At 39.5% G+C, this 26,325-nt stretch carries 28 protein-coding genes; 24 read left to right on the forward strand and 4 right to left on the reverse strand.

Features of this window, described 5'->3' with window-relative positions; translation table 11 throughout:
• Nucleotides 1–48 precede the first annotated feature (48 nt).
• The 5 genes from MHI18_RS18285 (at nucleotide 49) to MHI18_RS18305 (ending at nucleotide 2,248) form a co-directional block, all read left to right on the forward strand.
• Nucleotides 49–453, forward strand: a complete 405-nt coding sequence (locus MHI18_RS18285; RefSeq protein WP_340849463.1) for a YlbD family protein — start codon at nucleotides 49–51, stop codon at nucleotides 451–453.
• 14 nt (nucleotides 454–467) lie between these two features.
• On the forward strand, nucleotides 468–710 hold the full coding sequence (locus tag MHI18_RS18290; RefSeq protein ID WP_340849465.1) for a YlbE-like family protein: 243 nt from the start codon (nucleotides 468–470) through the stop codon (nucleotides 708–710).
• Nucleotides 711–778: 68 nt separating this feature from the next.
• Complete coding sequence (locus MHI18_RS18295) at nucleotides 779–1,189, forward strand: hypothetical protein (RefSeq protein WP_340849467.1); 411 nt, start codon at nucleotides 779–781, stop codon at nucleotides 1,187–1,189.
• A gap of 46 nt (nucleotides 1,190–1,235) precedes the next feature.
• The gene (locus tag MHI18_RS18300; protein ID WP_340849468.1) at nucleotides 1,236–1,688 is read left to right on the forward strand and encodes a YlbF family regulator; all 453 of its coding nucleotides are present in this window, start codon (nucleotides 1,236–1,238) and stop codon (nucleotides 1,686–1,688) included.
• 284 nt (nucleotides 1,689–1,972) lie between these two features.
• Nucleotides 1,973–2,248: a YlbG family protein gene (locus MHI18_RS18305; protein ID WP_040375486.1), complete on the forward strand. Its 276-nt coding sequence runs from the start codon at nucleotides 1,973–1,975 to the stop codon at nucleotides 2,246–2,248.
• Between the two features lie 32 nt (nucleotides 2,249–2,280).
• Here MHI18_RS18305 and MHI18_RS18310 read toward each other — a convergent pair whose 3' ends face one another.
• A complete protein-coding gene (locus MHI18_RS18310) occupies nucleotides 2,281–2,682 on the reverse strand; it encodes a DUF7147 family protein (protein ID WP_040375487.1) in 402 nt (133 codons plus the stop codon).
• Nucleotides 2,683–3,125: 443 nt separating this feature from the next.
• On the opposite strand from MHI18_RS18310, the gene rsmD reads away from it, so the two are divergent.
• Entirely contained in the window at nucleotides 3,126–3,683 is a 558-nt protein-coding gene (rsmD, locus tag MHI18_RS18315; RefSeq protein ID WP_340850327.1) for a 16S rRNA (guanine(966)-N(2))-methyltransferase RsmD, read from the forward strand.
• Nucleotides 3,684–3,703: 20 nt separating this feature from the next.
• Nucleotides 3,704–4,195 carry a pantetheine-phosphate adenylyltransferase gene (gene coaD / locus MHI18_RS18320; protein ID WP_340849472.1) on the forward strand — a complete coding sequence of 164 codons (492 nt, stop codon included), beginning with the start codon at nucleotides 3,704–3,706 and terminating at the stop codon, nucleotides 4,193–4,195.
• A gap of 70 nt (nucleotides 4,196–4,265) precedes the next feature.
• Here the strand turns inward: coaD and ylbJ are convergent, their stop codons facing one another.
• Nucleotides 4,266–5,474, reverse strand: a complete 1,209-nt coding sequence (gene ylbJ / locus MHI18_RS18325; protein WP_340849474.1) for a sporulation integral membrane protein YlbJ — start codon at nucleotides 5,472–5,474, stop codon at nucleotides 4,266–4,268.
• Between the two features lie 180 nt (nucleotides 5,475–5,654).
• Between ylbJ and MHI18_RS18330 the strand changes: the two genes are divergently transcribed.
• Both MHI18_RS18330 and MHI18_RS18335 read left to right on the forward strand, forming a co-directional pair.
• Complete coding sequence (locus tag MHI18_RS18330; protein ID WP_340849476.1) at nucleotides 5,655–6,452, forward strand: patatin-like phospholipase family protein; 798 nt, start codon at nucleotides 5,655–5,657, stop codon at nucleotides 6,450–6,452.
• Complete coding sequence (locus tag MHI18_RS18335; protein ID WP_340849477.1) at nucleotides 6,442–7,461, forward strand: SepM family pheromone-processing serine protease; 1,020 nt, start codon at nucleotides 6,442–6,444, stop codon at nucleotides 7,459–7,461. Before MHI18_RS18330 ends, MHI18_RS18335 begins: the two co-directional genes overlap by 11 nt.
• A 59-nt stretch (nucleotides 7,462–7,520) precedes the next feature.
• Here the strand turns inward: MHI18_RS18335 and MHI18_RS18340 are convergent, their stop codons facing one another.
• Entirely contained in the window at nucleotides 7,521–8,735 is a 1,215-nt protein-coding gene (locus MHI18_RS18340; protein WP_340849479.1) for a nucleotidyltransferase, read from the reverse strand.
• Between the two features lie 308 nt (nucleotides 8,736–9,043).
• Here MHI18_RS18340 and MHI18_RS18345 point away from each other — a divergent pair, with 308 nt between their 5' ends.
• The 4 genes from MHI18_RS18345 (at nucleotide 9,044) to MHI18_RS18360 (ending at nucleotide 11,414) form a co-directional block, all read left to right on the forward strand.
• Nucleotides 9,044–9,565, forward strand: a complete 522-nt coding sequence (locus tag MHI18_RS18345) for a YceD family protein (protein WP_340849481.1) — start codon at nucleotides 9,044–9,046, stop codon at nucleotides 9,563–9,565.
• 71 nt (nucleotides 9,566–9,636) lie between these two features.
• Entirely contained in the window at nucleotides 9,637–9,810 is a 174-nt protein-coding gene (gene rpmF / locus MHI18_RS18350) for a 50S ribosomal protein L32 (protein WP_040374608.1), read from the forward strand.
• 128 nt (nucleotides 9,811–9,938) lie between these two features.
• Complete coding sequence (locus MHI18_RS18355) at nucleotides 9,939–10,709, forward strand: enoyl-CoA hydratase/isomerase family protein (RefSeq protein WP_340849484.1); 771 nt, start codon at nucleotides 9,939–9,941, stop codon at nucleotides 10,707–10,709.
• A gap of 93 nt (nucleotides 10,710–10,802) precedes the next feature.
• Nucleotides 10,803–11,414, forward strand: a complete 612-nt coding sequence (locus tag MHI18_RS18360) for an RsfA family transcriptional regulator (RefSeq protein ID WP_340849486.1) — start codon at nucleotides 10,803–10,805, stop codon at nucleotides 11,412–11,414.
• Nucleotides 11,415–11,481: 67 nt separating this feature from the next.
• On the opposite strand, the gene MHI18_RS18365 is transcribed toward MHI18_RS18360, so the two are convergent.
• Entirely contained in the window at nucleotides 11,482–11,949 is a 468-nt protein-coding gene (locus MHI18_RS18365; RefSeq protein ID WP_340849488.1) for an N-acetyltransferase, read from the reverse strand.
• Nucleotides 11,950–12,244: 295 nt separating this feature from the next.
• On the opposite strand from MHI18_RS18365, the gene MHI18_RS18370 reads away from it, so the two are divergent.
• From MHI18_RS18370 to murD, 11 genes are all read left to right on the forward strand, one after another.
• A complete protein-coding gene (locus MHI18_RS18370; RefSeq protein WP_340849490.1) occupies nucleotides 12,245–13,114 on the forward strand; it encodes a 2-dehydropantoate 2-reductase in 870 nt (289 codons plus the stop codon).
• A gap of 4 nt (nucleotides 13,115–13,118) precedes the next feature.
• On the forward strand, nucleotides 13,119–13,508 hold the full coding sequence (locus MHI18_RS18375) for a DUF3397 domain-containing protein (protein WP_340849491.1): 390 nt from the start codon (nucleotides 13,119–13,121) through the stop codon (nucleotides 13,506–13,508).
• A 113-nt stretch (nucleotides 13,509–13,621) separates the two neighbouring features.
• Nucleotides 13,622–15,250: a bacillithiol biosynthesis cysteine-adding enzyme BshC gene (gene bshC, locus MHI18_RS18380; RefSeq protein WP_340849493.1), complete on the forward strand. Its 1,629-nt coding sequence runs from the start codon at nucleotides 13,622–13,624 to the stop codon at nucleotides 15,248–15,250.
• A gap of 902 nt (nucleotides 15,251–16,152) precedes the next feature.
• Nucleotides 16,153–16,584 carry a division/cell wall cluster transcriptional repressor MraZ gene (gene mraZ / locus MHI18_RS18385; RefSeq protein WP_340849495.1) on the forward strand — a complete coding sequence of 144 codons (432 nt, stop codon included), beginning with the start codon at nucleotides 16,153–16,155 and terminating at the stop codon, nucleotides 16,582–16,584.
• 47 nt (nucleotides 16,585–16,631) lie between these two features.
• Nucleotides 16,632–17,564, forward strand: a complete 933-nt coding sequence (gene rsmH, locus MHI18_RS18390; RefSeq protein WP_340849497.1) for a 16S rRNA (cytosine(1402)-N(4))-methyltransferase RsmH — start codon at nucleotides 16,632–16,634, stop codon at nucleotides 17,562–17,564.
• A 27-nt stretch (nucleotides 17,565–17,591) separates the two neighbouring features.
• Nucleotides 17,592–17,945 carry a cell division protein FtsL gene (gene ftsL, locus MHI18_RS18395; RefSeq protein WP_040374048.1) on the forward strand — a complete coding sequence of 118 codons (354 nt, stop codon included), beginning with the start codon at nucleotides 17,592–17,594 and terminating at the stop codon, nucleotides 17,943–17,945.
• Nucleotides 17,945–20,131, forward strand: a complete 2,187-nt coding sequence (locus MHI18_RS18400) for a penicillin-binding protein (protein WP_340849499.1) — start codon at nucleotides 17,945–17,947, stop codon at nucleotides 20,129–20,131. Before ftsL ends, MHI18_RS18400 begins: the two co-directional genes overlap by 1 nt.
• A 153-nt stretch (nucleotides 20,132–20,284) precedes the next feature.
• Nucleotides 20,285–22,207 (forward strand): stage V sporulation protein D, encoded by a 1,923-nt coding sequence (locus MHI18_RS18405; protein ID WP_340849501.1) that lies wholly within the window; start codon nucleotides 20,285–20,287, stop codon nucleotides 22,205–22,207.
• Nucleotides 22,208–22,373: 166 nt separating this feature from the next.
• The gene (locus tag MHI18_RS18410) at nucleotides 22,374–23,849 is read left to right on the forward strand and encodes a UDP-N-acetylmuramoyl-L-alanyl-D-glutamate--2,6-diaminopimelate ligase (protein ID WP_340850328.1); all 1,476 of its coding nucleotides are present in this window, start codon (nucleotides 22,374–22,376) and stop codon (nucleotides 23,847–23,849) included.
• A gap of 114 nt (nucleotides 23,850–23,963) precedes the next feature.
• Entirely contained in the window at nucleotides 23,964–24,941 is a 978-nt protein-coding gene (gene mraY, locus MHI18_RS18415; protein ID WP_340849503.1) for a phospho-N-acetylmuramoyl-pentapeptide-transferase, read from the forward strand.
• Entirely contained in the window at nucleotides 24,942–26,294 is a 1,353-nt protein-coding gene (murD, locus tag MHI18_RS18420; RefSeq protein WP_340849505.1) for a UDP-N-acetylmuramoyl-L-alanine--D-glutamate ligase, read from the forward strand.
• The last annotated feature ends 31 nt before the right edge of the window (nucleotides 26,295–26,325 follow it).

The following is a 26,325-nucleotide window of genomic DNA, read 5'->3' on the forward strand; positions in this document are numbered from 1 at the left end:
ATGCATAGTCTAGTAGTAGGCAAATGTCTTGGTGTGAGGTGAGAGAGAATGCCCAAAAAAAAACGCCCATCAGTTGAAAAATTCAAAGAGTTCGTCCGGGAGCATCCAGGTTTGCGTAATGAAGTTAAAGAAAACAAATATACCTGGCAGGAGCTATTTGAGGAGTGGTACATCCTTGGCAGTGATAATGAGCGCTGGAATGATGTTCAAACAGAATCTAAGCCTACTAAGAAGGAACCGGATGGAAGCGGAGGCGACTTGGTGGGTACATTAATGAATACAGTTAAAAACATGGATATAAATCAGATTCAGCAATATATTTCCAGTGCTAATCAAGCGTTAGGCGCCATCCAAGGCATCATAACGTCGTTTCAGGGGGAAAAAACCAAAACAGAGGCTCCTGCACCATCTAAACCAAAATCATCAAATCCTTTTGCATTTAAAAAAGATTAAAGGGGAGGATTTCTATGCGTCAAGATATTTATGAGCTGATTGCAGAGGATGAAGACCTAAAAAAATTTTTACGGTTACAGCCCATCTGGTATCGAAGGTTGATGCGAAATCCTCAAGAATTTGAAAATCTACAAACCGAGGCTGTCTTTTTTTACAAAAAGTCTATTCCTCATCGAGTTTCAAAGTTTGCCGACGGAGTCCAAATGGCTTCTATGATGATGCATATGTTTCAAGCCATGAGAACACCATCTGGATAAAAAGTCGATAGTATTAGTAATAATTTGCTCCTTTTTGCAAACAGTATGGAAAAAGGGGGCGAAAAATTGTGAAGTATCCACTTTATAGTCTATCAGCTTTAATACTTGTATCAGGCTATTTATACGGCCATGAGAACGTGAGTAAATCAGGAGCCTTAATTCAAGTCCCTTCTACTGAGGTTCTGTCAGCAATGACTCAGGTACGAGATGATTTTCAAGTTGGCTTTTCTATTAAGGGGACCTCTGTCTTCGTGGATTGCTATACTCGAGAGTATTCATTTACACCTAACAGTGAAAAACCACTGGCCTCAGTCCTTGTTTATGTAGATGGTACAAAGATGGATGAAATGAGGACGGCAGCATTTATCGTGAAGGATCTGTCACAAGGAAAACACCGAATTAAAGTTAAGTTAATTGATGATCAAAAGCAGACAACCTATACAAAGGAATTCACCGTACATATCCAATCGTCTCTCTAGCTTCTTGGGGCTAAAAATGGTAATATGATGGAGGAGGTGAGCTATCGTGCTTGCTACTATGGAAAGAGTAGAAATTCTTCAGAGAGCTGATGAATTAGCTCAGTTCGTGTTACAGTCTGAAATTGGAGAACAATATCTCCAAACTTTATATAAAATGCGTGAAGATCGGTTAGCGCAGAAGAAAATCAAACAGTTCACCTCAATGAAGGAGCTGTTTGAGGAAGTGCAGCGTTTCGGGAAGTATCATCCAGATTACAAACGTGTGAATTTGGAAATTCGGCAACTAAAGCGGGATATGGACTTACATCCTACAATTGCTGAGTTTAAGATGGCCGAGACGGGGCTTCAAAGTCTCCTGGATGAAATCAGCATGCGAGTTGGTCATGCTGTGTCACCGACTATTAAAGTTCCTGCTGGCAGTCCATTCTTCGAATCTGCATCATCTGGATGCAGTTCTGGAAGCTGTGGAACTGGTGGAGGCTGCGGGTGTTCTGCATAACACCTCACTAAAGGAAGGCTGTCGAAATTTTTCGACAGCCTTTTCTTTATGAACAGAAAAAGAAGTGTTTTATCATCCAGTTCTGCGTTGATGGCTGAGAGGTACAGCCGTACATTTTAACCAGTATGGCTTTTTAAGGACGTAAGACGGTTTGGTGACGTATACATATACTGCCTTTCCTTTTATTTAGATCGTGGTGGATGGCATCCGTTATTTTAGTTGAAAGGGAAGTTTCAGCTGTGCTACACTTAATGAAAACCTTTATACAGGGGAGCAATCTAATTATGTTTGGATCAAGACAGGCGATTATCGTTTATTTACATACATTGAAGCAAGCAAAGATGTTGAGAAAGTTTGGGAACATTCATTTTGTATCAAAGAAACTTAAATATGTGGTTCTTTATACGAATATGGCAGACGTTGAGACATTGGTAACAAAACTTTCAGGTTTCTCATTTGTTAAAAAGGTTGAGGTTTCCTACAAACCTTATTTGAAAATGGAGTTTGAAAATGCTAGACCAGATAAAGCAAAAGAGTATGATTATAAAATGGGTATATAAAAACGCTGGCTCATGAGCCAGCGTTTTTATGTTCAGCCCCAGGGATTTTCATCTGCGGGCAAATAACGATTCATACGAAGAATACCAATTAAGTGCTGATAATACAGTGTTTTTTCAGCAAATACTGTAGAAGGTTTAACTTCCATTTCTATAATCGATTTATCTAATTCAACTGCTAGATCTTTAAAAAGCTGAAATCGTTGATTTGGAGTAGTATGAGGGTTGAGAATTCCTTCACGGCACACATATAATGGCTGGAATTTTCCAGGATTCGTTGGTTTCATGACCACAACCAAAGATACGACATCTTTATCCTTAATTTTTGTCTGTAAAGCTAACAAACGTAAAACACGCTCTTTTTGAGATCGAGCAATGGCGAGTAATTCATATAAATCTGATGTGCCTTCTCCTAATTCTATAAACCGTTGAATCAACTAAATCTCTCCCTTATTGTTCAAACTCATCCTTACTTTATCAAATATAACTATAAAAGTGAAGATGAACCGTCTTTGTTTACTGGTTATCGCTTTTTGCCATATCTTTTAATCGTCAATACAGGCAAAAAAAATCCCCGCGGGCTAGTAGCTGCGGGGTCCTTCGAGTCCTGCTTAAAGGATAGAAGGCAAAGGGAGAGGAGAAACCGGTGAAGACTTATGGGGAAACGTAAGCCTTCTCCGCGGTTGGCAACAACACCGAAAAAGTGATGCTGTTACTTTTATTATCACCAAGATTCGACTTCTTATTCATCCTAAATTGTTTTTTTTGATTGTCTGAAACCTTCGTTGATTCTGTAGTAGAATACCTTCCCTATTGGCTAGAAAAAATGAATATGGTAGGATAAGTGAGTACTAAGAAATTCTTAAAATTGGGTGAGAAAATGAGAGTTGTTTCAGGAACGTGTAAGGGCCGGGCCTTGAAGGCTGTACCAGGTACAGGAACAAGACCGACAACAGATAAAGTAAAAGAAACTATTTTCAATATAATCGGACCTTATTTCCATGGAGGTCTAGTACTAGATCTTTATGCAGGCAGTGGTGGCCTTGGCATTGAGGCGCTTAGCAGAGGGATGGACAAGGCTATTTTTGTTGATCGTGATTTTAAAGCATTTCAAACAGTCAAAGAAAATATTGAGACGTGCGGTTTTACCGAGTGCTCTGAACTGTATAAAATTGATTCAGAAAGAGCACTAAAGGCATTAATCAAAAGAGAGCTTCGGTTCGGACTGATTTTGCTTGATCCACCTTATAAACAGCAGAAGATAGCTGAATTAATTGAAAAGATACATAACGAAGGTCTGCTCGATGATGAAGGAATTATCCTATGCGAACACAGCAGAGACGTTAAACTACCTGACCGGATAGAAACCTTTAAGCGGGAAAGATATGAGGAATACGGGGCAATTGCTATTTCTATTTATAAATGGGGAAACGCTTAAGAGAACGAGGGGGATTAGATATGCCGAAAATTGCGATTTGTCCAGGTTCCTTTGACCCGATAACTTTCGGGCATTTGGATATCATTCAACGAGGGGCACGAGTATTTGACGAAATTCATGTGGTTGTATTGAATAATTCAGCCAAGAATTCGCTTTTCTCTGTGGAAGAGAGGCTGGAGTTAATTAGGAAGGTAACGGAACATTTGCCGAATGTTAAAGTAGATTCGTTTCAAGGGCTTACGGTGAACTATGCCGAAAAGGTTAATGCTTCAGCCATTATAAGAGGACTTCGTGCCGTCTCTGATTTTGAATATGAAATGCAAGGTACATCTATGAACAGGTTGTTAAACGAGAAGGTAGAAACGTTCTTTATTATGACGAAAAACCAATATTCTTTCTTAAGTTCAAGCATTGTTAAAGAAGTAGCCAGGTACGGTGGAGATATTTCTGAACTGGTGCCAGAAGTTGTAGAACAAGCACTAAATGAAAAGTACCAAGATCAACTCCTTTAAATAAAAAAGCTGTCCGCACCAGATTCAAGAATCTGATGAGGACAGTTTTTTTTTGGAAATGTATATACCTCTAGTCCTTTAAAAGTCTTTTGGCTAGAATAAAGGTATACAGTAATAATGAGATGATTGTAATTAAGGGCCCAAGCTGGGTCATAATCTCGTAAAGAGTAAGGATTCCTTCTTCACTATGTCCAAAGACGGGCAGGGAGTTTGAAGGGATCTTTAATGTGAATCCATTATAAAGCGGTTCCCAAAGTACGAAGGCAAAAAAACCAGCTAAAATCCCATGCATAATCCGAGCAATGAAAAAAGGAAAAAAACGGATGTCTGTATCAGCAATAATACTCGCAACCTGGGCTTGGACACTAAATCCACTAAATCCGAGAATAAAACTGACCATGATGGCCTGCTGCATTAAAGAAGCTTCCTCAATTCCGCTGGTCATCTGTGATCCTAGTGTAATCTCAAAGATTCCGGCAATAAACGGCATGCTTAAGTTCAGGGGGAATTGTAAAATATGAAGCACAATTTGTATGGCGTTAGCAAGAAATCCAGTAACATGCATATGAAAAAGTAATTTATTTACTACAGAAAAGAGTATGATGAAACCGCCGATCATTAATAAGGTCTGAATAGAAGAAACGACAGCATCACCAAGCAGTTTTCCAAGCGGACGATTTTCTTTCAGCCGGGTACGATGCATTTCAGCAAGCGCTTGTTTAAGAGAAAGCGGCTTTTTTTTGACTGATGGCTTGATTTCTTCTTCTCTCCCATAAAAACGCATAATAATTCCGACAAATATGTTGCCAAGATAATGGGAAAGAGCAAGCAGAATACCGAGGTTTGTGTTATGAAAAAAACCAACCGAAACCGCTCCAAAGATAAACAGTGGATTAGAAGAATTGGTAAAGGAAACGAGTCGTTCAGCTTCAATCCTGGTCAATTGTTTTTCCTGACGCATACGGGCAGTGAATTTGGCTCCGGAAGGGAAACCTGAAGCCATCCCCATGGCCCAAACAAATCCACCGATACCTGGTACTTTAAACAATGGACGCATTAGGGGCTCGAGTAATACACCAATCAATGTGACTACACCGAATCCAATCAATGTTTCTGCAATGATGAAAAACGGGAGGAGAGAGGGGAAAACGATTTCCCACCACATATTTAAGCCTCTTATGGAAGCATCAAAGGATTCTTGTGGAAAGATGATGAGTGCGCCTGCCATAATTGTTGCTGCAGCCGCCAAAAATAATGATTTGAGTTTTGCTGTCAGCAATTACCTTAGCCTCCTCGGAAAGTTACGAATCTTGGCACTTATCATAATGTATAAAAAAGGAAATGCTTATAACGAAGAATCCTTGTCCCTGCTTTACACAATATGCACATAGAAATCAATTTAAGACCATAACTTTGTAAGAGGAATATTTAATAAGTAATCTTAGAAAAGAGGGATAAGATGCGGGAGCCGAAAATTGGTCTTGCACTGGGGTCCGGGGGGGCTAGAGGATTTGCCCACCTAGGCGTTCTTAAAGTTTTAAAAGAGGCTGGTATCCCCGTAAATATGATAGCAGGGAGCAGTATGGGTGCTTTGGTGGGCAGTTTTTATGCTGCGGGGTCTGATACGGATCGTTTATATAAATTGGCGAAGGCATTTAAGCGAAAGTATTACTTAGATTTTACTGTTCCTAAAATGGGATTCGTTTCTGGAAAACGTGTAAAAGATTTAATTCGCGTTTTTACATATAACAAGTCACTGGAAAACTTAGATATTCCGATTGCTATCGTAGCTACCGACATCCGTACAGGAGAAAAGGTCATATTTCGCGAAGGCCCAATTGCCGAGGCTGTACGGGCAAGTATATCGGTACCGGGGATATTTGTTCCTGAAAAGATTGGCAACAGGATGCTGGTTGATGGGGGGGTTATTGATCGTGTCCCTGTTTCCGTCGTAAAATCGATGGGCGCTGATATTGTCATCGCTGTTGATGTTTCGCATGTAAATAAAAATGTGGAAATCAATTCTATATATGATGTGATTATGCAGAGCTTAGATATATTACAAATGGAGTTGGTCGAAAGCAGAGAATTATCTTCAGACGTTATGATTCGACCACGTGTGGAGAAATTTAGTTCAAAAGCATTTACAAATATTGAGGAAATAATTAGTATTGGAGAAGAAGCAGCCAGTCAAAAAATTGAGAAAATTAAGGAATTGATTGAATCGTGGAAGGAGTCTCGAATAGATGAGCCGTAAAGGATATAGCCGCTCTTTCCTGTTAGCTGTCATTATTATTGTGTTATCAGCTTTTTATACCCTGCCCTATTATGTAACTAAGCCTGGGATGGCCCAGGAATTAGAACCGATTGTAGAGGTGGCAGGCGGTGATGACGCAGAGGGAAGCTTTATGCTGACTACGGTCAGAATGGGAAAGGCAAATATTTATGGGTACCTAGTTGCAAAAATGAGTAAATACCAAGAACTGTATCCGGAGGACGCTATCCGTGACACAGATGAATCGGATGAAGAGTATAGTGAAAGACAACTTCATATGATGGATGGATCAAAAAACAGTGCCATTAAGATTGCATACGAAAAAGCCGGGAAATCATTTTCGTTTGACTACCTGGGTGTGTATGTACTTGGTGTGATTAAAGGAATGCCTGCTTACGGGAAGCTTAAGCCAGGGGATCAAATAATAAAGGTGGATAACATAAAATTCCAATCATCGGCAGAGTTTATTGAGTATGTTGGGAAGAAAAAAGCGGATGACACCGTTTTAGTTACCTACATGCGTGAAGATATAGAAAAAACGGTCAAGATTTCTTTGCAAGCATTTAAAGACCAGCCTAAAAAAGTGGGGATGGGTATTAGCTTAGATGATTATAAAAAACCAGTAACTGATCCATCTATTACGATTAATACAGAGCAAATCGGCGGTCCTTCTGCTGGATTAATGTTCAGTTTAGAAATCTATAATCAGCTGACTGAAGGGGATATCACTTCAGGCTACCAAATTGCCGGAACAGGTACAATGTCCGAAGATGGAACCATTGGACCTATTGGGGGAATCCAGCAAAAAATTGTTGCGGCAGATAAAACAGGTGCGGAAATCTTCTTTGCTCCAAATGAGAAGGGGATAAAAGGTTCTAATTATCAAGAGGCATTAATTGCTGCAGAAGATATAGACACTGATATGAAAATTGTCCCAGTTGATAGATTTGACGATGCGCTGGAGTATTTACATTCATTAGAAAAAAAATAATACAAAAAAACGTAAACGAACTGCACTTCTGCACATCGTTTACGTTTTTTTATCTATACCTACTTTCGATATATGACTGGTGATTCGTACTCGCGCTTCAATAATAAGGACTGGAATGGTTCTTTTAGTCCTAATGTATAGATGGTAGAAGCCTGAATATCAGCGTGAATACTATCCTCCTTGAAAGAGGCAAGCCTTGAAACGAGAGGCAGAGAAATGTGTTTTTTTATTTGACGAAGATAGTCCTGCCCATTATCATTCATGCCTAGGATTCGAAGATAAGAGGGTGATTCTTGGAGTTTTTTTGTGGTCTCTTTATTTGTCCCAGTAAGAATATGGACACAAACTCGTTGAAGTCTTGTCCAGGTGTATCGTTTAGTCTTAATATTTTCTATAAAATCATGGAAGCTTGTCGAGTGAAGTACCATTGATTTAAGGCGATATTCAATGCCTTCGTCCATTTCGGCTATTTCAGCTAATTCAGCGTGAGAAGCGGAAAGGAGACGGTATTTCAATAAAGGCCAGTAGTTCTCCCATGTATGCAGTGAGCCATATGTACGCAGGTATCGAGTTAATTGATCAGCTGTTGTTTTAGGTACATATTGTTTAATCGTACTGATTGTACTCTCTTTCTCCGCGAGAGCCTTACGAATCCCAGTTGCGCTTGCAATAGGTTGTGCTCCAAGCTGTGTTTCATGGTAATCAGCTTGAATCCGTTTAATTGTAGAGGGAATAATCTCGAAAGAATGATGTAAGGCAGTTTTTATGTATTCAAATCCAAGAATATTATTTGGCTTGCTTAGGTCAACTAATTTCAGTCCGTTTGACAGCTCTTGGTAAGCAAGTGATGCGGCTTTTGGATAACTATTGCCGCTGGATAGATGGTTACGGAGAGCAGCGTCATAACTAGACTGATGTTTTGTCAGAAAATGATAAGCTTCCATAAATGGTTCTATCGATCCATCTTCACTTCCAAAACAAAATGAACTACATCCCAGTGCCTCTAAAATTGATATAGAGCCTCGTGCGAAGAGTTCCGCATTTTGAGAAGCAAATGGAGCGGGAAGTTCGATGACTAGATCTACACCGGCTGCAAGAGCCATTTCAGTCCGAGCCCATTTACTAACTAAGGCAGGTTCACCTCTTTGTAAAAACGGCCCGCTCATAACCGCAATAACAACGTCAGCTCCGGACGCGAGTCTGCTTTGTTCTACATGATACGCATGGCCGTTATGAAAGGGATTATATTCGACCACAAGTCCAACTGCTTTCATTGCTCATCGCTCCTTTTTTACAGGTTTTAATCGCTGTTTTCTGAAACAGCTAAACGTATGCTAAGTCAATATTTTAGCATATTTACGGAGGTCCAGTAGTTCAGTATCGACAGTTTTATAAATAAATATTAGCCAGCATGTTTGCAAAATCGAAAAAAATGGATATGATAGAAGGAGCGGGAATATTTCCTGGGTACTTTACATGCAGTGTTAACACTGTTCCTTCAAGCTTTATAGTGTAAAGAAAAAATATTGACAAACGGTAGATTGACAGATATAATTACCTTTGTTGCCTTGAGGTGATTCATTTGAAATGGACTATTAGCCAACTTCAAAAATTCCGGGATAAGAACCTGCAAATAGATGAATTTGTAGATGTTTCCGATATTAAGGAACGAGAAAAACAAATCCTTGGAGTCTCTCCGATGCATGTAACGGGTAAAGCAGATGTTACGTCTGCTAGAGCAACATTCCACTTGCATATATCTGGAGAACTTATTTTGCCTTGTTCCCGGACACTGGTAGATGTGAACTTCCCGATTAATATCGATACTACGGAAACTTTCTTTTTAGGTGCAGATAGTGCCTTATTAGAAGAAGATGGAGTAGCGGTGGCAAAAGGCGAGGTTGTGGATCTTATACCGGTAATTACAGAGTTATTACTGCTAGAGATTCCGATGCAGGTTTTTTGTGAGGATGTCAATGCGGAAGGCGCTGCTCCTCATTCGGGGAAAGATTGGTCTGTTGTTTCTGAGGAAGAACTTCAGCAGAAGGTCGATCCAAGATTAGCAAAGCTTGCGAACTTTTTTGACAACGATAAAGAATCGTAATTGGGAAAAAGGAAGATAGAAGGCATCCGATCTTCATAGCTTCTTCATATTTTTTTAAGGAGGTGGGAATAATGGCTGTACCTTTTAGAAGAACGTCCAAAACTGTAAAAAGAAAACGTCGTACACACTTCAAACTTCAAGTACCTGGTATGGTTTCATGCCCAAACTGCGGTGAAATGAAACTTTCACACCGTATTTGTAAGGAATGTGGAACATACAAAGGTAAAGATGTTGTAAACAAATAATCGTATGCACAAAAGGAGAGTCTCTCCACTTGTGTAAACAAGGTTAGACAAACACAGGGATTAACATCATTCCTGTGTTTTTTGTTATGTTGTACGATGGTCATAAAATGAAAAAAGGGGGAAATAACATGAAGGATGCGTGTTTGGTAGAAAAAAATGAATGCGGTTACATGAAAATAACGATTAATCGGCCTGAAAAAAGAAATGCCGTTAATATTGAAGTAATGGAGTTAATTGACCGAGCTCTGGATTCAGCGGCTGTTGATGAAACAGTGAAAGTAGTGATTTTGACAGGAACAGGTGAAGATGCTTTTTGTTCTGGAGGTGATTTATCAGTCTTTCATAAACTGCGAACTGAAGAAGAATCCTTTGTCATGTTATCGAAAATGGGAAAAATCTTATACAAGCTTGCGATATTGCCAAAACCTACTATAGCTGTATTAAATGGCAGTGCGGTCGGTGGTGGTTGTGAAATTGCCTCCGCTTGTGATTTTCGATTGGCAAGAGAAGGAATTAACATTGGGTTCGTCCAAGGTACACTTGGGATAACGACGGGGTGGGGAGGTGCATCGCTTTTATTTGAGAAGCTTCCTGTTGGAGCAGCAATGGAACTTTTACTTGGTGCGGAGATACATAGTGCAGAAGCAGCTAAAGAAAAAGGATTCATCGATCAAGTGATAACGAATACAGAAGCTGATTCAGCGTCGTTCATCTCTTCATTTTTGGAAAGAGAGCTTGGGGTACTCTCTGCTTATAAGGAACTCGTGATTGCAAAATGGATACAAGCAGGGCTAAAGCAGCGGATGGAACAAGAAAGCAGACAGTGTGCGAAGCTCTGGGCAACGGATGCTCACCATAAAGCAGTCGAGCGATTTCTTAATAGGAAAGGGCAATCATAACTAGTAAAAAAAATTTCTAGGTGTGTCTAGCTTTATCTTCTATCTTTCTAGCAAGTGCATATGATGAAATAAGTATGTTAGGGAGGTAGAGATATGTCAATAGCCAGGCAGGATGCATGGTCTCAAGATGAAGATGTAGTTTTGGCGGAAGTCGTTTTACGGCATATTCGCGATGGCAGTACACAACTTAAGGCGTTTGAAGAAGTAGGCAAGCGTCTGGCAAGGACGTCAGCAGCTTGTGGTTTTCGCTGGAATTCTTTTGTTAGACAACAATATAAATCTGGAATAGAATTAGCAAAGAAACAGCGGAAGGGAAACAAGCAACAAGCTGTTGATTATACGAAGGATGTACAGGAAACAGAGCATGCAGTTGTAGAAAAAAGCGAGGCAAGACAGGGTGAATCGATCACCATCGAAGAAATTATCTTATTCCTCTCCCAAATAAATGAACATACCGCTGTTAATCAAGAACAGAACGAAAAGCTCCTAGCAGAGGCGAGAGTCCTTTCGTGTGAAAATGATAAATTGCAGATGGAAAACAAACACTTGCTGAATCAGTTAACCATTCTAGAGGAAGATTATCGAACGCTGCTTTCCATCATGGAACGTGCAAGAAAATTGACAGTACTTGAAGAAGAGAAAAACAGTCCCAAAGTGAAATTCCAAATGGATAAGAACGGGAACTTAGAGAGAGTCTCTAAATAACGAGGTTCGTTCGATTTTTTTTACGAACAAAGCGTGTATGGAGCCATACACGCTTCTATCATGTCTATTAGGAATTAGTTAATCCGTTTGGATGCCATAAAAGAGGATTTTCTCCTAAATCTCGTTCTACATCGTACACAGCAGCTTGAAACCCCATCTTATCCCAAAACAATTGTGATTTAACTCGAGGATTGGTTTTTATCGGAAGACCAAAACCCTTTGCGAATTTGACCAGCTGTTGACCATACCCCTTATGCTGATAGTCTGGAAGAACTTCCAGTTTCCAAAGTTCAAGAAAATCCTCCTGAGTCTCAAAATAGTGATTATATTTTGCTTTTCTTTCATAAAGGCTCATCCGTGCTACTAATTTATCCCCAAAATAGATTCCGTAAAATGGTGAATAACTATCATTCTCAATGATATTTTCTTGCAGATCATCGAGCATAGATAACTCCTGCAAACCATACTCTTTGAACTTTTTGAATTCTTCTAGAGTTTTGTAATTAATAAGCAAACGTTCAACTTTTGAATCCATCAAAATATCCCCCTTATTGCTTCATTACGAAAAGAAACCGCTTCATTTTAATTATAATATAGATCAGTGGAAAATTCCGCAATTTCAAATAATAGATAATTCATCAAGAAAGGTGTGTAAAGAAAGATTATTTTAAATTTTATGTCAAAAATAAAGGAAACTGCATACCTGCTGGCGTATAAAGAAAAAAACACCTAATTTCTAATCTTTAATTTTAAATAAAGGTCAATAGGTTCAGATTACATCTTAGGGAAATATTTGCTAAACTAGTGAAAAGTGAACTGAGGCGATACATATGAAAATAGGGATTATAGGTGGTGGTGCGGTAGGACTGCTTTTTGCCGCCTATCTATCTGCTGAACATGATGTGAAGGTCTACACACGTACAAGAAATCAAGCTGAAATACTAGGAAAACAAGGACTGGATCTTTACCGTGATGGTGAGGTAATGAAGATAACTCTTAAAGCTAAGGCCATTATCGATGGTCTAGATGAGCAGGATCTGTTTATCATTGCTGTGAAACAATATCATCTTATTGAACTAGTGCCCATGATTGCTGAACTAAAAATACCGTTCATCTTTTTACAGAATGGCTATTCTCATGTCCCTATCATGACAAATATGGCATCTTCGACTGTATATGCGGGTGTCGTTGAACATGGAGCATTGCGAAGAGGGTTGAATGCCGTCGAACATACAGGTATAGGTCTTACGAAGTTAGCACCAGTAAAAGGATCAGGTTTACTGCTTAAAGAGGACAGTTCCTTTTTCCCTTATGCAGAAGAAACAGATTACAAAGAGATGCTGACGAAGAAACTTGCGGTTAATGCTGTTATTAACCCATTGACAGCCATACTAAAGATTGAAAATGGAAAGTTGATAAATGTTCCTTATTATCATCAAGTCTTTGCCGGCTATCTTAAAGAAGTGGCTGGGATCCTCGATCTCGACCGAGCAAGCTTGGAAGAACATATCACACAGGTCTGCCAAAACACTTACAAAAATCGTTCTTCCATGCTAAAAGATATTGAAAAGGGACAAAGAACTGAAATCGATTCGATAACGGGGTATCTTCTTTCTGTCGCGAAAGAGAAAGATAAAGAACATTCAATGAGTTCAATGATTTATTCGATGGTTAAGGGAATGGAAAGTCAGGGAGGATAACGGGTTGACAAATTTCATCGCGGGTGTCGCAGCAACCTTTATTATGCTGCCCTTTGTCGTATATTTACTATTTTTTATACTCATTAAGCAAATGACTCATAATCATAAAAAAGCTGTACAAATGGCAATGGATATTAGTACCATCTTCTTTGTGTTTTCTGTACATTATCTTATCGGCGTTATTTGGGAGCTGCAGTTGTTCTGGATTCTTTTAGTGGTATTGTTATGTATCGCGATTTTCGTTGTTCTCATTCATTATAAGATTAAAGGGGAAATTGTTTTCGGGAAAATCATGAAAGGGTTTTGGCGGGTTAGTTTCGCTTTTTTTCTCCTCATTTATATTGGATTGGTTACATACGGGTTAATACAAAGAATTGTTCAATCTTTTATTTAACCTTATAGTTGATTACCTGCATGGTATGAATCATGGGCAATTTTTTTTCTTTTCTTTCATAGGGATGATATACTCTAAAAAGAATTGCAGATGCAGGGAAAGGAAGTACATAAATGGAGTTAAGAGATCTCTCTTTACCGTCTTTAAATCAATTTACTTCAGATTATCTGAACGGAAAACTTGAAGTAGAGGATTATTTTCATTACAAACTGACTGGCGAGGGAATGTATCAGAATCGATATCAAGAATTGATGACTAGAACATTCAAGCGTGCTGATATAGCAGCTTACATAGAACAATATATGGAGCGATTTTCGGAAAGTAAACAGGTAGAGCTTAATATAGAGGCTTTAAAAACAGCGGATTCCGTAGTAGTGATAGGAGGTCAACAGGCAGGTCTTCTTTCGGGTCCTCTTTATACCATTCATAAGGTGATATCCATCATTAAACTTGCAGAGGAGCAGGAGAAGAAACTCGGAAAACGAGTCATTCCAGTTTTTTGGATTGCAGGAGAAGATCATGATTTGGCTGAAGTAAATCATGTGTATACAATGAAAAATGGTAAGCCTGTTAAAACTGCCTATCCGTTTTACCATCCTTTTAAAACGATGGTAACGGATCTGGAACTAGATACTGAAAAAACGATGCAGTGGATAGAGGACGTAGTTGAGAGCTACGGAGAAACTGATTTCACTAAAAAGTTGCTTCAGACTGTCCGCGGAATTGTCCAAGAATCTAAAGATTTTGTAGAGTTTTTTGCTTCGTTGATTCACGAGTGGTTCCAAGATTACGGTCTTTTGCTTCTTGATGCAGGTGACCCGCGATTAAGGAAGTTAGAAGCAGATTACTTCAGTGAACTTATTCAACACAGCGATGAGATTACTGATTCCGTCCTTTCTCAGCAAGCATTCATGCAAAAAGAAGGCTACAAACGAATGATTGAGATGGAAGAGGTCTCTGCTAATTTATTTTATTATACGCCGAAAAATAAAGAACGGATTCTGTTAGAACGGAAAGGTGATCTGTTCAGTAGTAAAAATGGAGATATTAGATTTACAATATCGGAATTGTTAGAAGTGGCTGAAAAAGAACCTGAGCGGCTGAGTAATAATGTGGTGACTCGTCCTATTATGCAAGAAAAACTTTTTCCGGTTCTTGCCTTTATATCCGGTCCTGGTGAAATTGCCTATTGGGCAGAATTGAAGCAGGCATTTGAAATCTTTTCAATGAAGATGCCGCCTATTGTTCCAAGGCTTAACATTACTGTGGTTGAACGCGGAATTCAGACTGATTTATCTGAGACAGGTTTGGACATCGAGACAGTTCTGACACAAGGAACGGGAATAGCAGTGAATGAATTTATGAATTCAGTGAAAAACGATGACATTGAATCGTTTTTCAGACAGATGAAGTCAACTCTTGGTGAAAACCATGAAAAGTTAACGGAAAAAGCAGTCGCTGATGATAAAGGGTTAGAACCACTTCTTATTAAAAATCGGCAGTTTTTAGATAAGCAGTTGGACTTTATCTATGGGAAAATTACGGAAAGCACGGAGAAGAAGCATGAAGTGACCTTGAGTAAATATAGTCGGATAGCGAACGCCTTATACCCTATTGGGTCTCCACAAGAACGGATTTGGAATGTTTTCTATTATTTAAATCAGTACGGTCCTTTTTTCATATCCGATACGATGAAACTTGATTATCAATTTAATAATCAGCATAAGGTTATTTATTTGTAATTGTTCATTAGGAGTAATTTCTTCTCATATTGAAGGGGCTGTCCCAAAAGGGGTAATTAAGCCGAAATTGAATAAAAAGAGAGAGGCAGAAATGTTGTTAAAACAACATTTCTGCCTCTTCAATTTTGCGTTACTTTACTTGAAAAAGGACATATGAGACAGCCCCTTCTTTTTTTGTTTTTAAGGGGGGCATTTGATTTCCGTTCCAGGCACTTCGCTTTCCGCGGGCGGGCGGTGAGCCGCATCAATGCTAACGCTCCTGCGGGGTCTCACCTGTCCCGCTGTTCCCGCAGGAGTCTTCGTGCCAACACTCCCATCAACTGTCTTACTAAAGTTAATCTGGATGTAGAAAATCCAGCGAACGAATGTTACACATGTGCTATCAAGGACAGCTTCACATCTAATTACGTTCAGTACTACAGTGGGCAGTTGATTTTCATTCCAGGCACTTCGTTTTCCTCGGGCCGGGCGGTGAGCCGCATCAATGCTAACGCTCTTGCGGGGTACACTTGTCCCGCTGTTCCCGCAGGAGTCTTCGTGCCAACACTCCCATCAACTGTCTTACTAAAGTTAATCTGGACGTGGAATCGAGCGTCCCGAAAGGAAAAACGTGCTTATCGAAAGAAGCTAATTGGAGGGATTCAGGACGATTTGAGGTATAAGCAGAATAACTTTCATGAAATGTGTTCAAAAAGGTTGGGAATGAAAGGAGTAGAACCAGCTTAGAAGTTAGGGTTGAGAATAAATAATCAGGCGAATTCTCATACAGAATTAGTGATAAATGAATAAATAATTAAATATAGACAAAGCAGGAATTACTTTCTTTATCCCGAATAATTAAAACAAGTGGAGAAAAGTGGGGGAATGTGGTACATTGATTTTAGAAAGTGGGGGTAATAGGTATGTTCATGGGCGAGTACCATCATAACATTGATAGCAAAGGCCGTCTTATCATTCCCGTCAAATTCAGGGAAAGTCTCGGCGAAGAATTCGTCTTGACTCGTGGTCTTGATCGATGTTTATTTGGTTATCCGCTTGATGAATGGAAATTGCTTGAAGACAAACTGAAAGCATTACCCCTAACTAAAAAAGATGCCCGTGCTTTTACCCGGTTTTTCTTTTCGGGAGCGACAGAATGTGAAGTGGATAAACAAGGCAGAATTAATATCCCTTCACCGCTCACTTCATATGGACAACTAGAAAAAGAATGTGTCATTCTTGGAGTTTCCAATCGAATTGAGATTTGGAGCAAGTCCCTTTGGGAAGACTATTTTTCAACCTCAGAAGATTCGTTCGCTGAAATCGCCGAAAACATGATTGGTTTCGATATTTAGATTGGCGGCAGAATCAACATCACTAATCGATTGGAAGGATGTATTACATGTTTCAGCATACAACTGTATTACTTAAAGAAACTGTTGACGGATTGGATATCAAGCCGGATGGGATATATGTAGACTGCACGCTTGGAGGCGCTGGGCATAGTGAGTATTTGTTGTCACAGCTTAAAGACGGGCGGCTATATGCTTTTGATCAGGATGAAACAGCTATAAAGCATGCGAAAGAAAAATTAAGCGGTTATAGCAGCCAAGTAACGTTCATTCAGAATAATTTCAAAAACATCGAAGAAGAACTTCATAGCCGTGGGATTGAACAAGTTGATGGAATTTTGTATGATCTCGGTGTTTCTTCTCCGCAATTAGATACCCCTGAGCGTGGTTTCAGCTATAACTATGATGCCCCTCTTGATATGCGTATGAATCAAGATGCACAAATTTCTGCTTACGATGTAGTTAACGACTGGTCATTCCAGGATCTTTGGCGCATATTCACGCGATATGGTGAAGAGAAATTTTCTAAACAAATTGCCCGGAAAATTGAAGCAGCTAGAGAAATCAAACCCATCGAAACGACTTTTGAACTTGTAGAATTAATTAAAGATGGTATTCCAGCTCCTGCAAGACGAAAGGGCGGACATCCAGCTAAGCGTATTTTCCAAGCAATCCGTATTGCCGTCAATGATGAATTAGGTGTATTCGAGGATTCACTTAAACAGGCTATTTCACTATTGAAACCTGGTGGGAGAATTTCAGTTATTACGTTTCATTCTTTAGAAGATCGTATTTGTAAAAGTGTGTTCAAACAACATAGTGATCTTCCAGAATTACCTCACGGATTACCAATCATTCCTGAAGAATTCAAACCGCTTTTAAAATTAGTGGTAAGAAAACCTATTCTTCCATCGGAGGAAGAACTGGAAAACAATAATCGTTCTAGATCGGCTAAACTTAGAATTGCCGAAAAAAACAAATAAAATTATCGTAATCTAGGGGGAATAATCATGAGCTCGAGTGCAAAAAAAATGCAGGAACAGCAGCAGGAGATACAGCAGCAGTCCGTTCAAACAGTTGTAATCCGTAAGGCTAAGATCTCTTTCGGTGAAGTAATGCTGCTTTGTATTCTTGCTGCTGCTATTGCCTTTATGAGTGTGAAAGTTGTCTCAAATCAAGCGGCTATCTACCACACAAATAAAGAAATTCAACTTGCGCAAGCCTCGATTGAAGAACAAACGAAAATTAATAATGATTTGAAAATTACAGTGGACGAGCTTAGTACATACGAGCGAATTTGGCAAAAGGCCGAAGAAATGGGCTTTACACTAAATGAGAAAAACGTAAAGGGTGTTCAGGAATAATGCAAAAGCAAAAAAATATGAAATATGGGGCAGTGGGATTGTTTTTACTATTCGTGCTGCTCTTTTTTGCTTTAGTCTCCCGTTTTTTATACATTGAAATAACAGGTCAAGCAGGCGGCGAGGTATTGGCTGCCAAAATGGAGAAGAAGTATGAAAAAAAACGGACTATTGAAGCACAACGAGGCAGTATTGTGGACCGTAATGGTGAGGTAATTGCAGAAGATACTGCATCTTACTCGCTCATTGCGATTCTTGATAAGGATGCATCACATGTTGAAGACCCGGAAAAAACGGCTGCAGAGCTTTCCAAGTATATTGATTTAACCGAGGCAGAAATTTATAAAGTTCTAACAAAGAAAACGGCAAGCGGGACTCCCTATCAAGTTGAATTTGGAACTGCAGGTCGTGATCTTTCCAATTCGGTTAAGTTAAAAATTGAAAAATTGAAGCTGCCAGGAATTACTTTCATTCGAGACAGCAAACGCTTTTACCCGAATGGTGTATTTTCTTCGCATTTAATCGGTTATGTAGAAAAAGATCCTGATACAAACGAAACCGTGGGTAAGCTCGGCATTGAAAAATACCTAAATGAAGAGATGAAAGAAACAAATGGTGAAGTGAAGTTTGAAAGCGACCGTTGGGGATTGTTATTACCAAACAGTAAGGAAAGTGTAACAGCACCGAAAAACGGCAGCAAGGTTTCTTTAACACTAGATAAGAAAATCCAGACTTTCCTTGAAGATTCAATGAGTAAAGTTCAAGAGGAATATAATCCATCTGAAATTATTGCGATTGTTTCAAACCCAAAAACAGGTGAAATACTAGCTATGGGCCAGCGCCCGACTTTTCATCCTAAAACAAAGGAAGGGCTAACGGATACTTGGCATAATCTCGCTATAGAGGAGTCATTTGAGCCGGGGTCCACGATGAAAGCATTTACCTTAGCAGCGGCTGTCGAAGAGGGAGTCTTTAATCCAACTGATACCTTTGTTACGGGTGCATATAAGGTCCCAGGTACTACAGCGATTAAAGATCACAGCGGAATTCAACCTGGGAAGAGAATTACTTTTTTAGATGGTATCCAACGCTCATCTAATGTTGGGATTGCTACGATTGCTATGGATAAATTAGGTGCTGACAAGTATAGAGAATACCTAACTAAATTTGGATTTGAAAAACCAACTGGAATTGATCTGCCTTTTGAAACAGCAGGAATCATCCAGTATAAATATAAACGTGATAAAGCTTCGACAGCAATGGGGCAGGCAACAGCTATTACACCGATTCAGCAGATACAAGCAGCTTCTGCGATTGCAAATGACGGTAAAATGATGAAGCCCTATGTGATCAAAGAAATCACGGATGGCAATACTGGCAAAAACGCCAAAACAACGAAGCCGACAGCTACCGGTCAACCAATATCGGCTGAAACAGCGAAAAAGGTTCGTGAATATTTAGGTACCGTTATTACGGGCAAACACGCAACAGGAAAGAAATACAAAATTGATGGATATGAAGTGGCCGGCAAAACAGGCACCGCCCAATATAGTGAAGGCGGTAAAATTGTTCGAGGAGCATCGGATTATATTTATTCCTTTATTGGAATGGCTCCGAAAGATGATCCGGAACTAGTCATGTACGTAGCGATCAAGCAACCACAGCTTAAAGAAGGGAAGGCTGGAGCAGATGCTCTATCAGCTATCTTTAACCCTGTGATGAAAAATAGTCTGCAATATTTAAACATTAAGCCTACCAACATCAAAAGTCAGGAAGCTGGAAAACTTGAAGAGTATAAAGGTCAACATGTATCCAGTGTTGCAGCTAGTTTAAAGAAGGCTGGAAACGAGCCGGTATTAATAGGCAAAGGTACGACAATAGTTGAACAATCTCCTAAGGCGGGTACCACTTTACTTGAAGGTGAAAAAGTAATTCTCCGAACGGATGGAGACATGATAGCACCTGATATGACAGGATGGTCATTAAGAGATGTGATGAAGTTTGCCAATCTAGCAGAATTGCAGCTAAACACGGCTGGCAGCGGGTATGTGAGCAAACAAAATATTAAAGTAGGAAAAGTAATTAAAAAAGGTGAATATTGTATTGTCGAATTGAGGCATCCTTCTCAATTGACAAAGCAGTCAAAGAAACAGTCAGATAAAAAAGCTGAAGATGAAGTTTCGGACTAACATATAAAATTTTTTAGGCTGTCGAGAAATCGACAGCCTTTTTGTTATATATATAAACTCGAAATTGGTGCTTGATAATGACCTTCTATAATTTGTACTTTTTTATTCTATGGAAACATATATATGTACAAGCATAAAGGGAGGTGCTCGGTTTTGCGTGTTTCTAATGTTACGGTAAGGAAACGGCTTGCATTTGTGCTGGTCGCGGGTTTAGTCATTTTCTTAATTATTGATATCCGGCTGGGGGTCGTTCAATTTTACCTGGGAAATAAGTTGACTGGATTGGCAAAAGATTCATGGAGCCGTGATATACCATTTGAGCCAAAACGAGGAGAAATCTTGGATAGGAACGGGGTTAAACTTGCAACTAATATATCTGCCCCTACTGTATACGTCATTCCAAGACAGGTGGTAAATGCGGGAGAAACCGCAGGACAGCTGGCAGCTATTTTAGATATGTCAAAAGAAAAGGCATATAAATGGATTACAAAGAAGGAAATGAGTGTTCGTCTTCCAGAAGGTAGAAAAATTTCACATGAAAAAGCAAAAGAAATAAAAGCACTCGGGTTAAAGGGTGTTTATATTGCGGAAGATTCCAAGCGACATTATCCGTTTGGTGAATACTTGTCACATGTCCTTGGATTTGCCGGTTCAGATAATCAAGGTCTAATGGGGATTGAGTTATCGTATGATAAAGAATTGAGCGGACAGCGAGGATATGTGAAATTTTATTCCGATGCCAAGGGCAGCAGGATGGAAAACATTGCGGATGATTATAAAGCCCCTATAGATGGGGATCAATTAAAATTAACGATTGACAGCAAAATTCAAACAATCGTAGAACGTGAATTAGATAACGCAGAGGCGCAATATAATCCAGATGGTGTTATTGCTATTGCCATGAATCCTAATAATGGTGAAGTTTTGGCTATGTCCAGCCGTCCAACCTTTGACCCAGCTAAATTCCAAGATGTTCCACCGGAAGTGTATAATCGGAATTTGCCGGTTTGGAGCGGTTACGAGCCTGGTTCAACATTCAAGATTATTACACTAGCCGCAGCACTTGAAGAAAAGAAAGTTAATCTTCTTCATGATCATTTCTATGATTCCGGCCATGTGAAGGTTGCTGGAGCCACTCTACATTGTTGGAAAAGCGGAGGCCATGGCTCCCAGACTTTCTTAGAGGTCGTTGAAAATTCATGTAATCCAGGCTTTGTTGAACTTGGTACACGGCTTGGTAAAGATAAACTCTTTCAATATATCGGTGATTTTGGTTTTGGGAAGAAAACAGGGATAGATTTACAAGGTGAAGGAACGGGGATTATGTTTAATATGGATAAAGTAGGACCTGTTGAACAAGCAACCACTTCATTTGGGCAAGGTGTGTCGGTTACACCCATTCAACAGGTTGCAGCAGTATCAGCGGCGGTGAATGGGGGAATTCTTTATACGCCATATATTGCTAATGAACTCATTGATTCGCAATCGGGTGAAACGATTATGAAAAAGACCCCAGAAGCGAAACGAAGAGTTATTTCAGAGGAAACATCCAAGCAAGTTCGAAATGCACTTGAATCCGTTGTTGCTAAAGGAAGCGGAAAGGGAGCGTTTGTAGAATCTTATCGTGTCGGCGGTAAAACGGGTACTGCGCAAAAGGCCGAAAACGGACGTTATTTAGAAAATAATCATATCGTCTCATTTATTGGATTCGCTCCTGCTGATAAGCCAGAACTTGTAGTCTATATTGCTGTAGATAATCCAAAAGACACTGTGCAATTTGGAGGAGTCGTTGCTGCACCTATCGTTGGTAATATTATGGAGGATGCTTTACGGGCAATGGGAGTAAAGCCCCGAAAGGATCAAATTGAAAAAGAAAAGAACTGGCTTGACCCTGTCATGATTGAAGTACCAGATGTTGTAGGAATGACGATTAAAGATCTTCAAACACAACAAGTGGAATTGAAAATTGATGTAGCAGGCGAAGGTGAAAAAGTGGTAAAACAATCACCGGAAGCCGGAGTTAAGGTGAAAGAAGGCTCAACAATAAGATTATATCTTGGCGAAAGCCAAGAATAAGTATAAAATAGGATTTGAGTTAAAGCGGCTGGAGAAATCAGCCGCTTTCTTTACGGAGCTGGACCGAGCTTGGCTTTTTTTGGTATTAGTCTCTTTTCTCGACAGATAGAATATGGTCCTTTATAATGAATGACTCAAAATAGGTTTAAGAGGGAAGGAAAAAATGATGAAGCTTCAAACGTTATTAGCACATTTAAAAACTCAATCATTGTTTGAAGGGGGAAACCCCGAAATTACCTCGATTGAACATGATAATCGTAAAGTCAGTCAGGGAAGTTTATTTGTTTGTGTGAAAGGATATACAGTAGATGGTCATGATTTTGCTCAAGCTGCTGTAGAACAAGGTGCACAGGCAGTTCTTGCAGAAAGGAATTTAGATCTTTCAGTTCCGGTGATTGTTGTTCGAGACACACAACGTGCGATGGCGGTTCTTGCTGACGCTTTTTATAATCATCCAACGCAAGGGTTACGTTTAATAGGGATTACGGGCACAAATGGCAAAACAACGACAAGTCATATCCTTGAAAAGATTTTTAATGATCAAAAGCAGAAAACTGGATTAATCGGTACGATGTATACAAAAATTGCTGATGAAATCTTAGAAACAAAAAATACGACTCCAGATAGTATTACACTGCAGCAGCATTTTAATAAAATGGTTAAAGCAGATGTTGAGACAGCGATTATGGAGGTATCTTCACATGCCTTGGAACTTGGCCGCGTCCATGGATGCGATTATGATATTGCTGTATTTACGAATCTAACTCAAGATCATCTTGACTTCCATAAAACGATGGAACGTTATAAATTTGCAAAATCGCTGTTATTCTCCCAGCTTGGGAATGCTTATTTAGCCGGTCGTCCAAAATTTGCTGTTTTAAATGCAGATGACGAAGCGACCGAGGACTTTATTAAAGTCACCGCCGCAAACGTATTTACATATGGAATTGATCAAGAAGCTGATTTAACAGCGAAGGACATCGTCATCACTTCGAAGGGGACAGAATTGACACTTGTTTATCAGAATACAACGAAGTCAATGAAACTTCAGTTGGTTGGGAAATTTAGTGTTTATAATGTCTTAGCCTCAATGGGAGCTGCTTTGTGTTCAGGAATAGATCTTGATCAAATTATTGCTTCAATTGAAGCGGTAGAAGGAGTTGCTGGTCGATTCGAACTGGTTCAAGGCAATCAGGATTATCTGGTAATTGTAGATTATGCGCATACTCCAGACAGTCTGGAAAACGTTTTGAAAACGGTAGGAGAGTTTGCCAAAAAGAAAATTTTTGTAATTGCAGGCTGCGGAGGCGACCGAGATAAAACAAAACGGCCGCTTATGGCACAAATAGCGTGTGAATATGCAACTGACGCTATCTTTACCTCCGACAATCCACGAAGCGAAGATCCTAATCAGATTTTAGCGGATATGGAAGAAGGGGTTACAGATAAATTGTATCAAGTAATTCCAGACAGGAAAAAAGCGATTGAGTATGCAGTTTCTAAGGCTTCGGCTGGGGATGTGGTCGTGATTGCTGGTAAGGGCCATGAAACCTATCAAATCGTTGGCAGTGAAGTCCTTGATTTTGATGATCGTGCAGTAGCCAAGGAATTGATCGAGAAGTATCGGGCAGAAAAGCCATAAAATGTAATCGCGGCTGAAAAAAGCCTTCTAAATATAAAACTATAACATATGATGAAATGAAAAAAATGGTAACAAACAAATGCATTTGTGTGCCAGGAATGAGGGAACAAGGTCATGCTAGAACAGGTTATTTTTTATACAATATTGACAGGGTTTTTAATCACAGTTTTACTTTCTCCGATCTTTATCCCATTTTTAAGAAGACTTAAATTTGGTCAGAGTATACGTGTTGAGGGACCAAAATCACATCAAAAAAAATCAGGAACCCCAACAATGGGCGGTCTTGTTATTCTTTTATCGGTTACATTGGCGACCTTGATTATGACGTATAAGTTTTCTGAGCCTTCTGTTGAGGTCTATTTATTATTATTTGTCATGCTTGGCTTTGGATTACTCGGATTTTTAGATGACTTTATTAAAGTAGTAATGAAACGAAATTTAGGATTAACGTCCATACAAAAGCTGATTGGTCAAATTGTTATTTCCGTTATCTTTTATTTTATTTATCGGACCAGTGATACATTTAATTCAGAGATATCTATTCCAGGAACAGATATTGCCTTCGATACCGGATGGTTTTATATGATTATTGTTATTTTTTGGCTGGTTGGGTTCTCAAATGCAGTTAACTTAACAGACGGATTGGATGGACTAGTTTCAGGTACATCTGCTATTGCGTTTGGTGCGTTCGCGGTTCTGGCTTGGAACCTTTCTCAATATGACGTAGCCATTTTTTCTGTAGCTGTAGTTGGTTCTGTTCTTGGTTTCTTAGTATTTAATGCACATCCAGCAAAAGTATTTATGGGTGATACTGGATCTTTAGCTCTTGGTGGTGCTATTGCAACGATTGCACTCCTCACTAAGACAGAGCTGGTTTTAATTATTATCGGCGGTGTGTTTGTAATAGAAACACTTTCTGTTATTCTGCAGGTAGCTTCATTTAAAACTAGAGGAAAACGGATCTTTAAAATGAGCCCGCTGCACCATCATTATGAATTAACTGGATGGTCAGAATGGAGAGTTGTTACAACATTTTGGACGGTTGGTTTACTATTTGCCGTATTAGGAATTTACTTAGAGGTGTGGGTATAAATGAAAGAGACAACAAACTATTTACGAAAAAAAATTCTTGTCTTAGGTTTAGCTAAAAGCGGGGTTACCGCTGCATCCTTATTGCATAAGTTAGGTGCGTTTGTGACGGTAAATGATATGAAACCTCTTTCAGAAAACCCTGAGGCACAGGGGCTGCTTGAACAGGGGATTAAAGTAGTTTGTGGCAGCCATCCAATTGAGCTTTTGGATGAAGGCTTTGAATTAATTGTTAAAAACCCAGGTATCCCATATAGAAATCCTTTAATAAAAGGAGCAATTGATAAAGGTATTCCTGTTATTACAGAAGTTGAACTAGCGTATCAGGTCAGTAAAGCTCCGTTTGTGGGGATTACGGGTACAAACGGGAAGACCACAACGACAACCTTAATCTTTGAAATGTTAGAAAGAGGCGGCAAGCGTCCCCTGATTGCAGGAAACATAGGGACTGTAGCATCAGGTGTTGCTGAGAAAGCTGAAGATGAAGACAACATAGTCATAGAATTATCTTCGTTCCAGTTAATGGGGATCGACGAATTTAAACCAGAAATAGCGATTGTCACAAATATATATGATGCTCATTTGGACTACCATAGTTCAAAACAGGAGTATATTAATGCTAAAGCCGCAATTACGGCTAATCAGACGAAATCAGATTATTTTATTTACAATGCAGATCAAGAAGAAACAAGACAGATGGCTGCTGAAACACTCGCTGAACTAGTACCTTTTTCTACAAATACGAAACATGAAAATGGAGCGTACATAGAAGCTGAAGCAGTATATTTCCGCGGGGAGAAAATTGTAGACCTTTCAGCAATTGTTCTGCCTGGACAGCATAATCAGGAAAACATCTTAGCAGCTGTTGCGGCCGCTAAGTTGAAAGGAACATCCAATGAAGTGATACAAGAGGTTTTAGCGACGTTTCATGGTGTTCAGCACCGACTGCAATATGTGACTGCAATTAATGAACGCAGATTTTATAATGATTCTAAGGCTACTAATATTCTGGCAGCCAGCAAAGCACTCTCTGCTTTCTCAGAACCAGTCATCTTGCTTGCGGGAGGCTTGGACCGCGGCAATGAGTTTGATGAACTAAAGCCCTATCTAGGGCATGTTAAAGCGGTGATTACGTTTGGCGAAACAGCAGAAAAAATTGAACGTGTTGCGAGAGAAGCAGGAATAACAATCATTAAACGTGTCGATAATGTAGAAAAGGCCGTGCCAGAAGCATTTGGCATCTCGGCTAAAGGTGATTGTATTCTGCTTTCTCCGGCATGTGCCAGCTGGGACCAATATAAAAGTTTTGAGGTACGTGGTGACATGTTTGTGGAAGCAGTGCATAAACTGAAATAAGGGCTGTCCTTCTAAATGGACGTAATAAAAG

This window comes from Peribacillus sp. FSL H8-0477 (genome assembly GCF_038002765.1).
Taxonomy (GTDB): Bacteria; Bacillota; Bacilli; order Bacillales; family DSM-1321; genus Peribacillus.

What these genes read in the sequence shown, in the direction of transcription:
- MHI18_RS18305 (WP_040375486.1), top strand. Translation starts at nt 1,973, where the DNA reads ATGTTTGGATCAAGACAGGCGATTATCGTTTATTTACATACATTGAAG.
- rsmH (WP_340849497.1), top strand. Translation starts at nt 16,632, where the DNA reads ATGTTTCAGCATACAACTGTATTACTTAAAGAAACTGTTGACGGATTG.
- MHI18_RS18410 (WP_340850328.1), top strand. Translation starts at nt 22,374, where the DNA reads ATGAAGCTTCAAACGTTATTAGCACATTTAAAAACTCAATCATTGTTT.
- ftsL (WP_040374048.1), top strand. Translation starts at nt 17,592, where the DNA reads ATGAGCTCGAGTGCAAAAAAAATGCAGGAACAGCAGCAGGAGATACAG.
- mraZ (WP_340849495.1), top strand. Translation starts at nt 16,153, where the DNA reads ATGTTCATGGGCGAGTACCATCATAACATTGATAGCAAAGGCCGTCTT.
- MHI18_RS18365 (WP_340849488.1), bottom strand. Translation starts at nt 11,949, where the DNA reads ATGGATTCAAAAGTTGAACGTTTGCTTATTAATTACAAAACTCTAGAA.
- MHI18_RS18285 (WP_340849463.1), top strand. Translation starts at nt 49, where the DNA reads ATGCCCAAAAAAAAACGCCCATCAGTTGAAAAATTCAAAGAGTTCGTC.
- murD (WP_340849505.1), top strand. Translation starts at nt 24,942, where the DNA reads ATGAAAGAGACAACAAACTATTTACGAAAAAAAATTCTTGTCTTAGGT.
- bshC (WP_340849493.1), top strand. Translation starts at nt 13,622, where the DNA reads ATGGAGTTAAGAGATCTCTCTTTACCGTCTTTAAATCAATTTACTTCA.
- coaD (WP_340849472.1), top strand. Translation starts at nt 3,704, where the DNA reads ATGCCGAAAATTGCGATTTGTCCAGGTTCCTTTGACCCGATAACTTTC.
- MHI18_RS18290 (WP_340849465.1), top strand. Translation starts at nt 468, where the DNA reads ATGCGTCAAGATATTTATGAGCTGATTGCAGAGGATGAAGACCTAAAA.
- MHI18_RS18355 (WP_340849484.1), top strand. Translation starts at nt 9,939, where the DNA reads ATGAAGGATGCGTGTTTGGTAGAAAAAAATGAATGCGGTTACATGAAA.
- MHI18_RS18370 (WP_340849490.1), top strand. Translation starts at nt 12,245, where the DNA reads ATGAAAATAGGGATTATAGGTGGTGGTGCGGTAGGACTGCTTTTTGCC.
- MHI18_RS18400 (WP_340849499.1), top strand. Translation starts at nt 17,945, where the DNA reads ATGCAAAAGCAAAAAAATATGAAATATGGGGCAGTGGGATTGTTTTTA.
- MHI18_RS18340 (WP_340849479.1), bottom strand. Translation starts at nt 8,735, where the DNA reads ATGAAAGCAGTTGGACTTGTGGTCGAATATAATCCCTTTCATAACGGC.
- MHI18_RS18335 (WP_340849477.1), top strand. Translation starts at nt 6,442, where the DNA reads ATGAGCCGTAAAGGATATAGCCGCTCTTTCCTGTTAGCTGTCATTATT.
- rsmD (WP_340850327.1), top strand. Translation starts at nt 3,126, where the DNA reads ATGAGAGTTGTTTCAGGAACGTGTAAGGGCCGGGCCTTGAAGGCTGTA.
- MHI18_RS18330 (WP_340849476.1), top strand. Translation starts at nt 5,655, where the DNA reads ATGCGGGAGCCGAAAATTGGTCTTGCACTGGGGTCCGGGGGGGCTAGA.
- rpmF (WP_040374608.1), top strand. Translation starts at nt 9,637, where the DNA reads ATGGCTGTACCTTTTAGAAGAACGTCCAAAACTGTAAAAAGAAAACGT.
- mraY (WP_340849503.1), top strand. Translation starts at nt 23,964, where the DNA reads ATGCTAGAACAGGTTATTTTTTATACAATATTGACAGGGTTTTTAATC.
- MHI18_RS18360 (WP_340849486.1), top strand. Translation starts at nt 10,803, where the DNA reads ATGTCAATAGCCAGGCAGGATGCATGGTCTCAAGATGAAGATGTAGTT.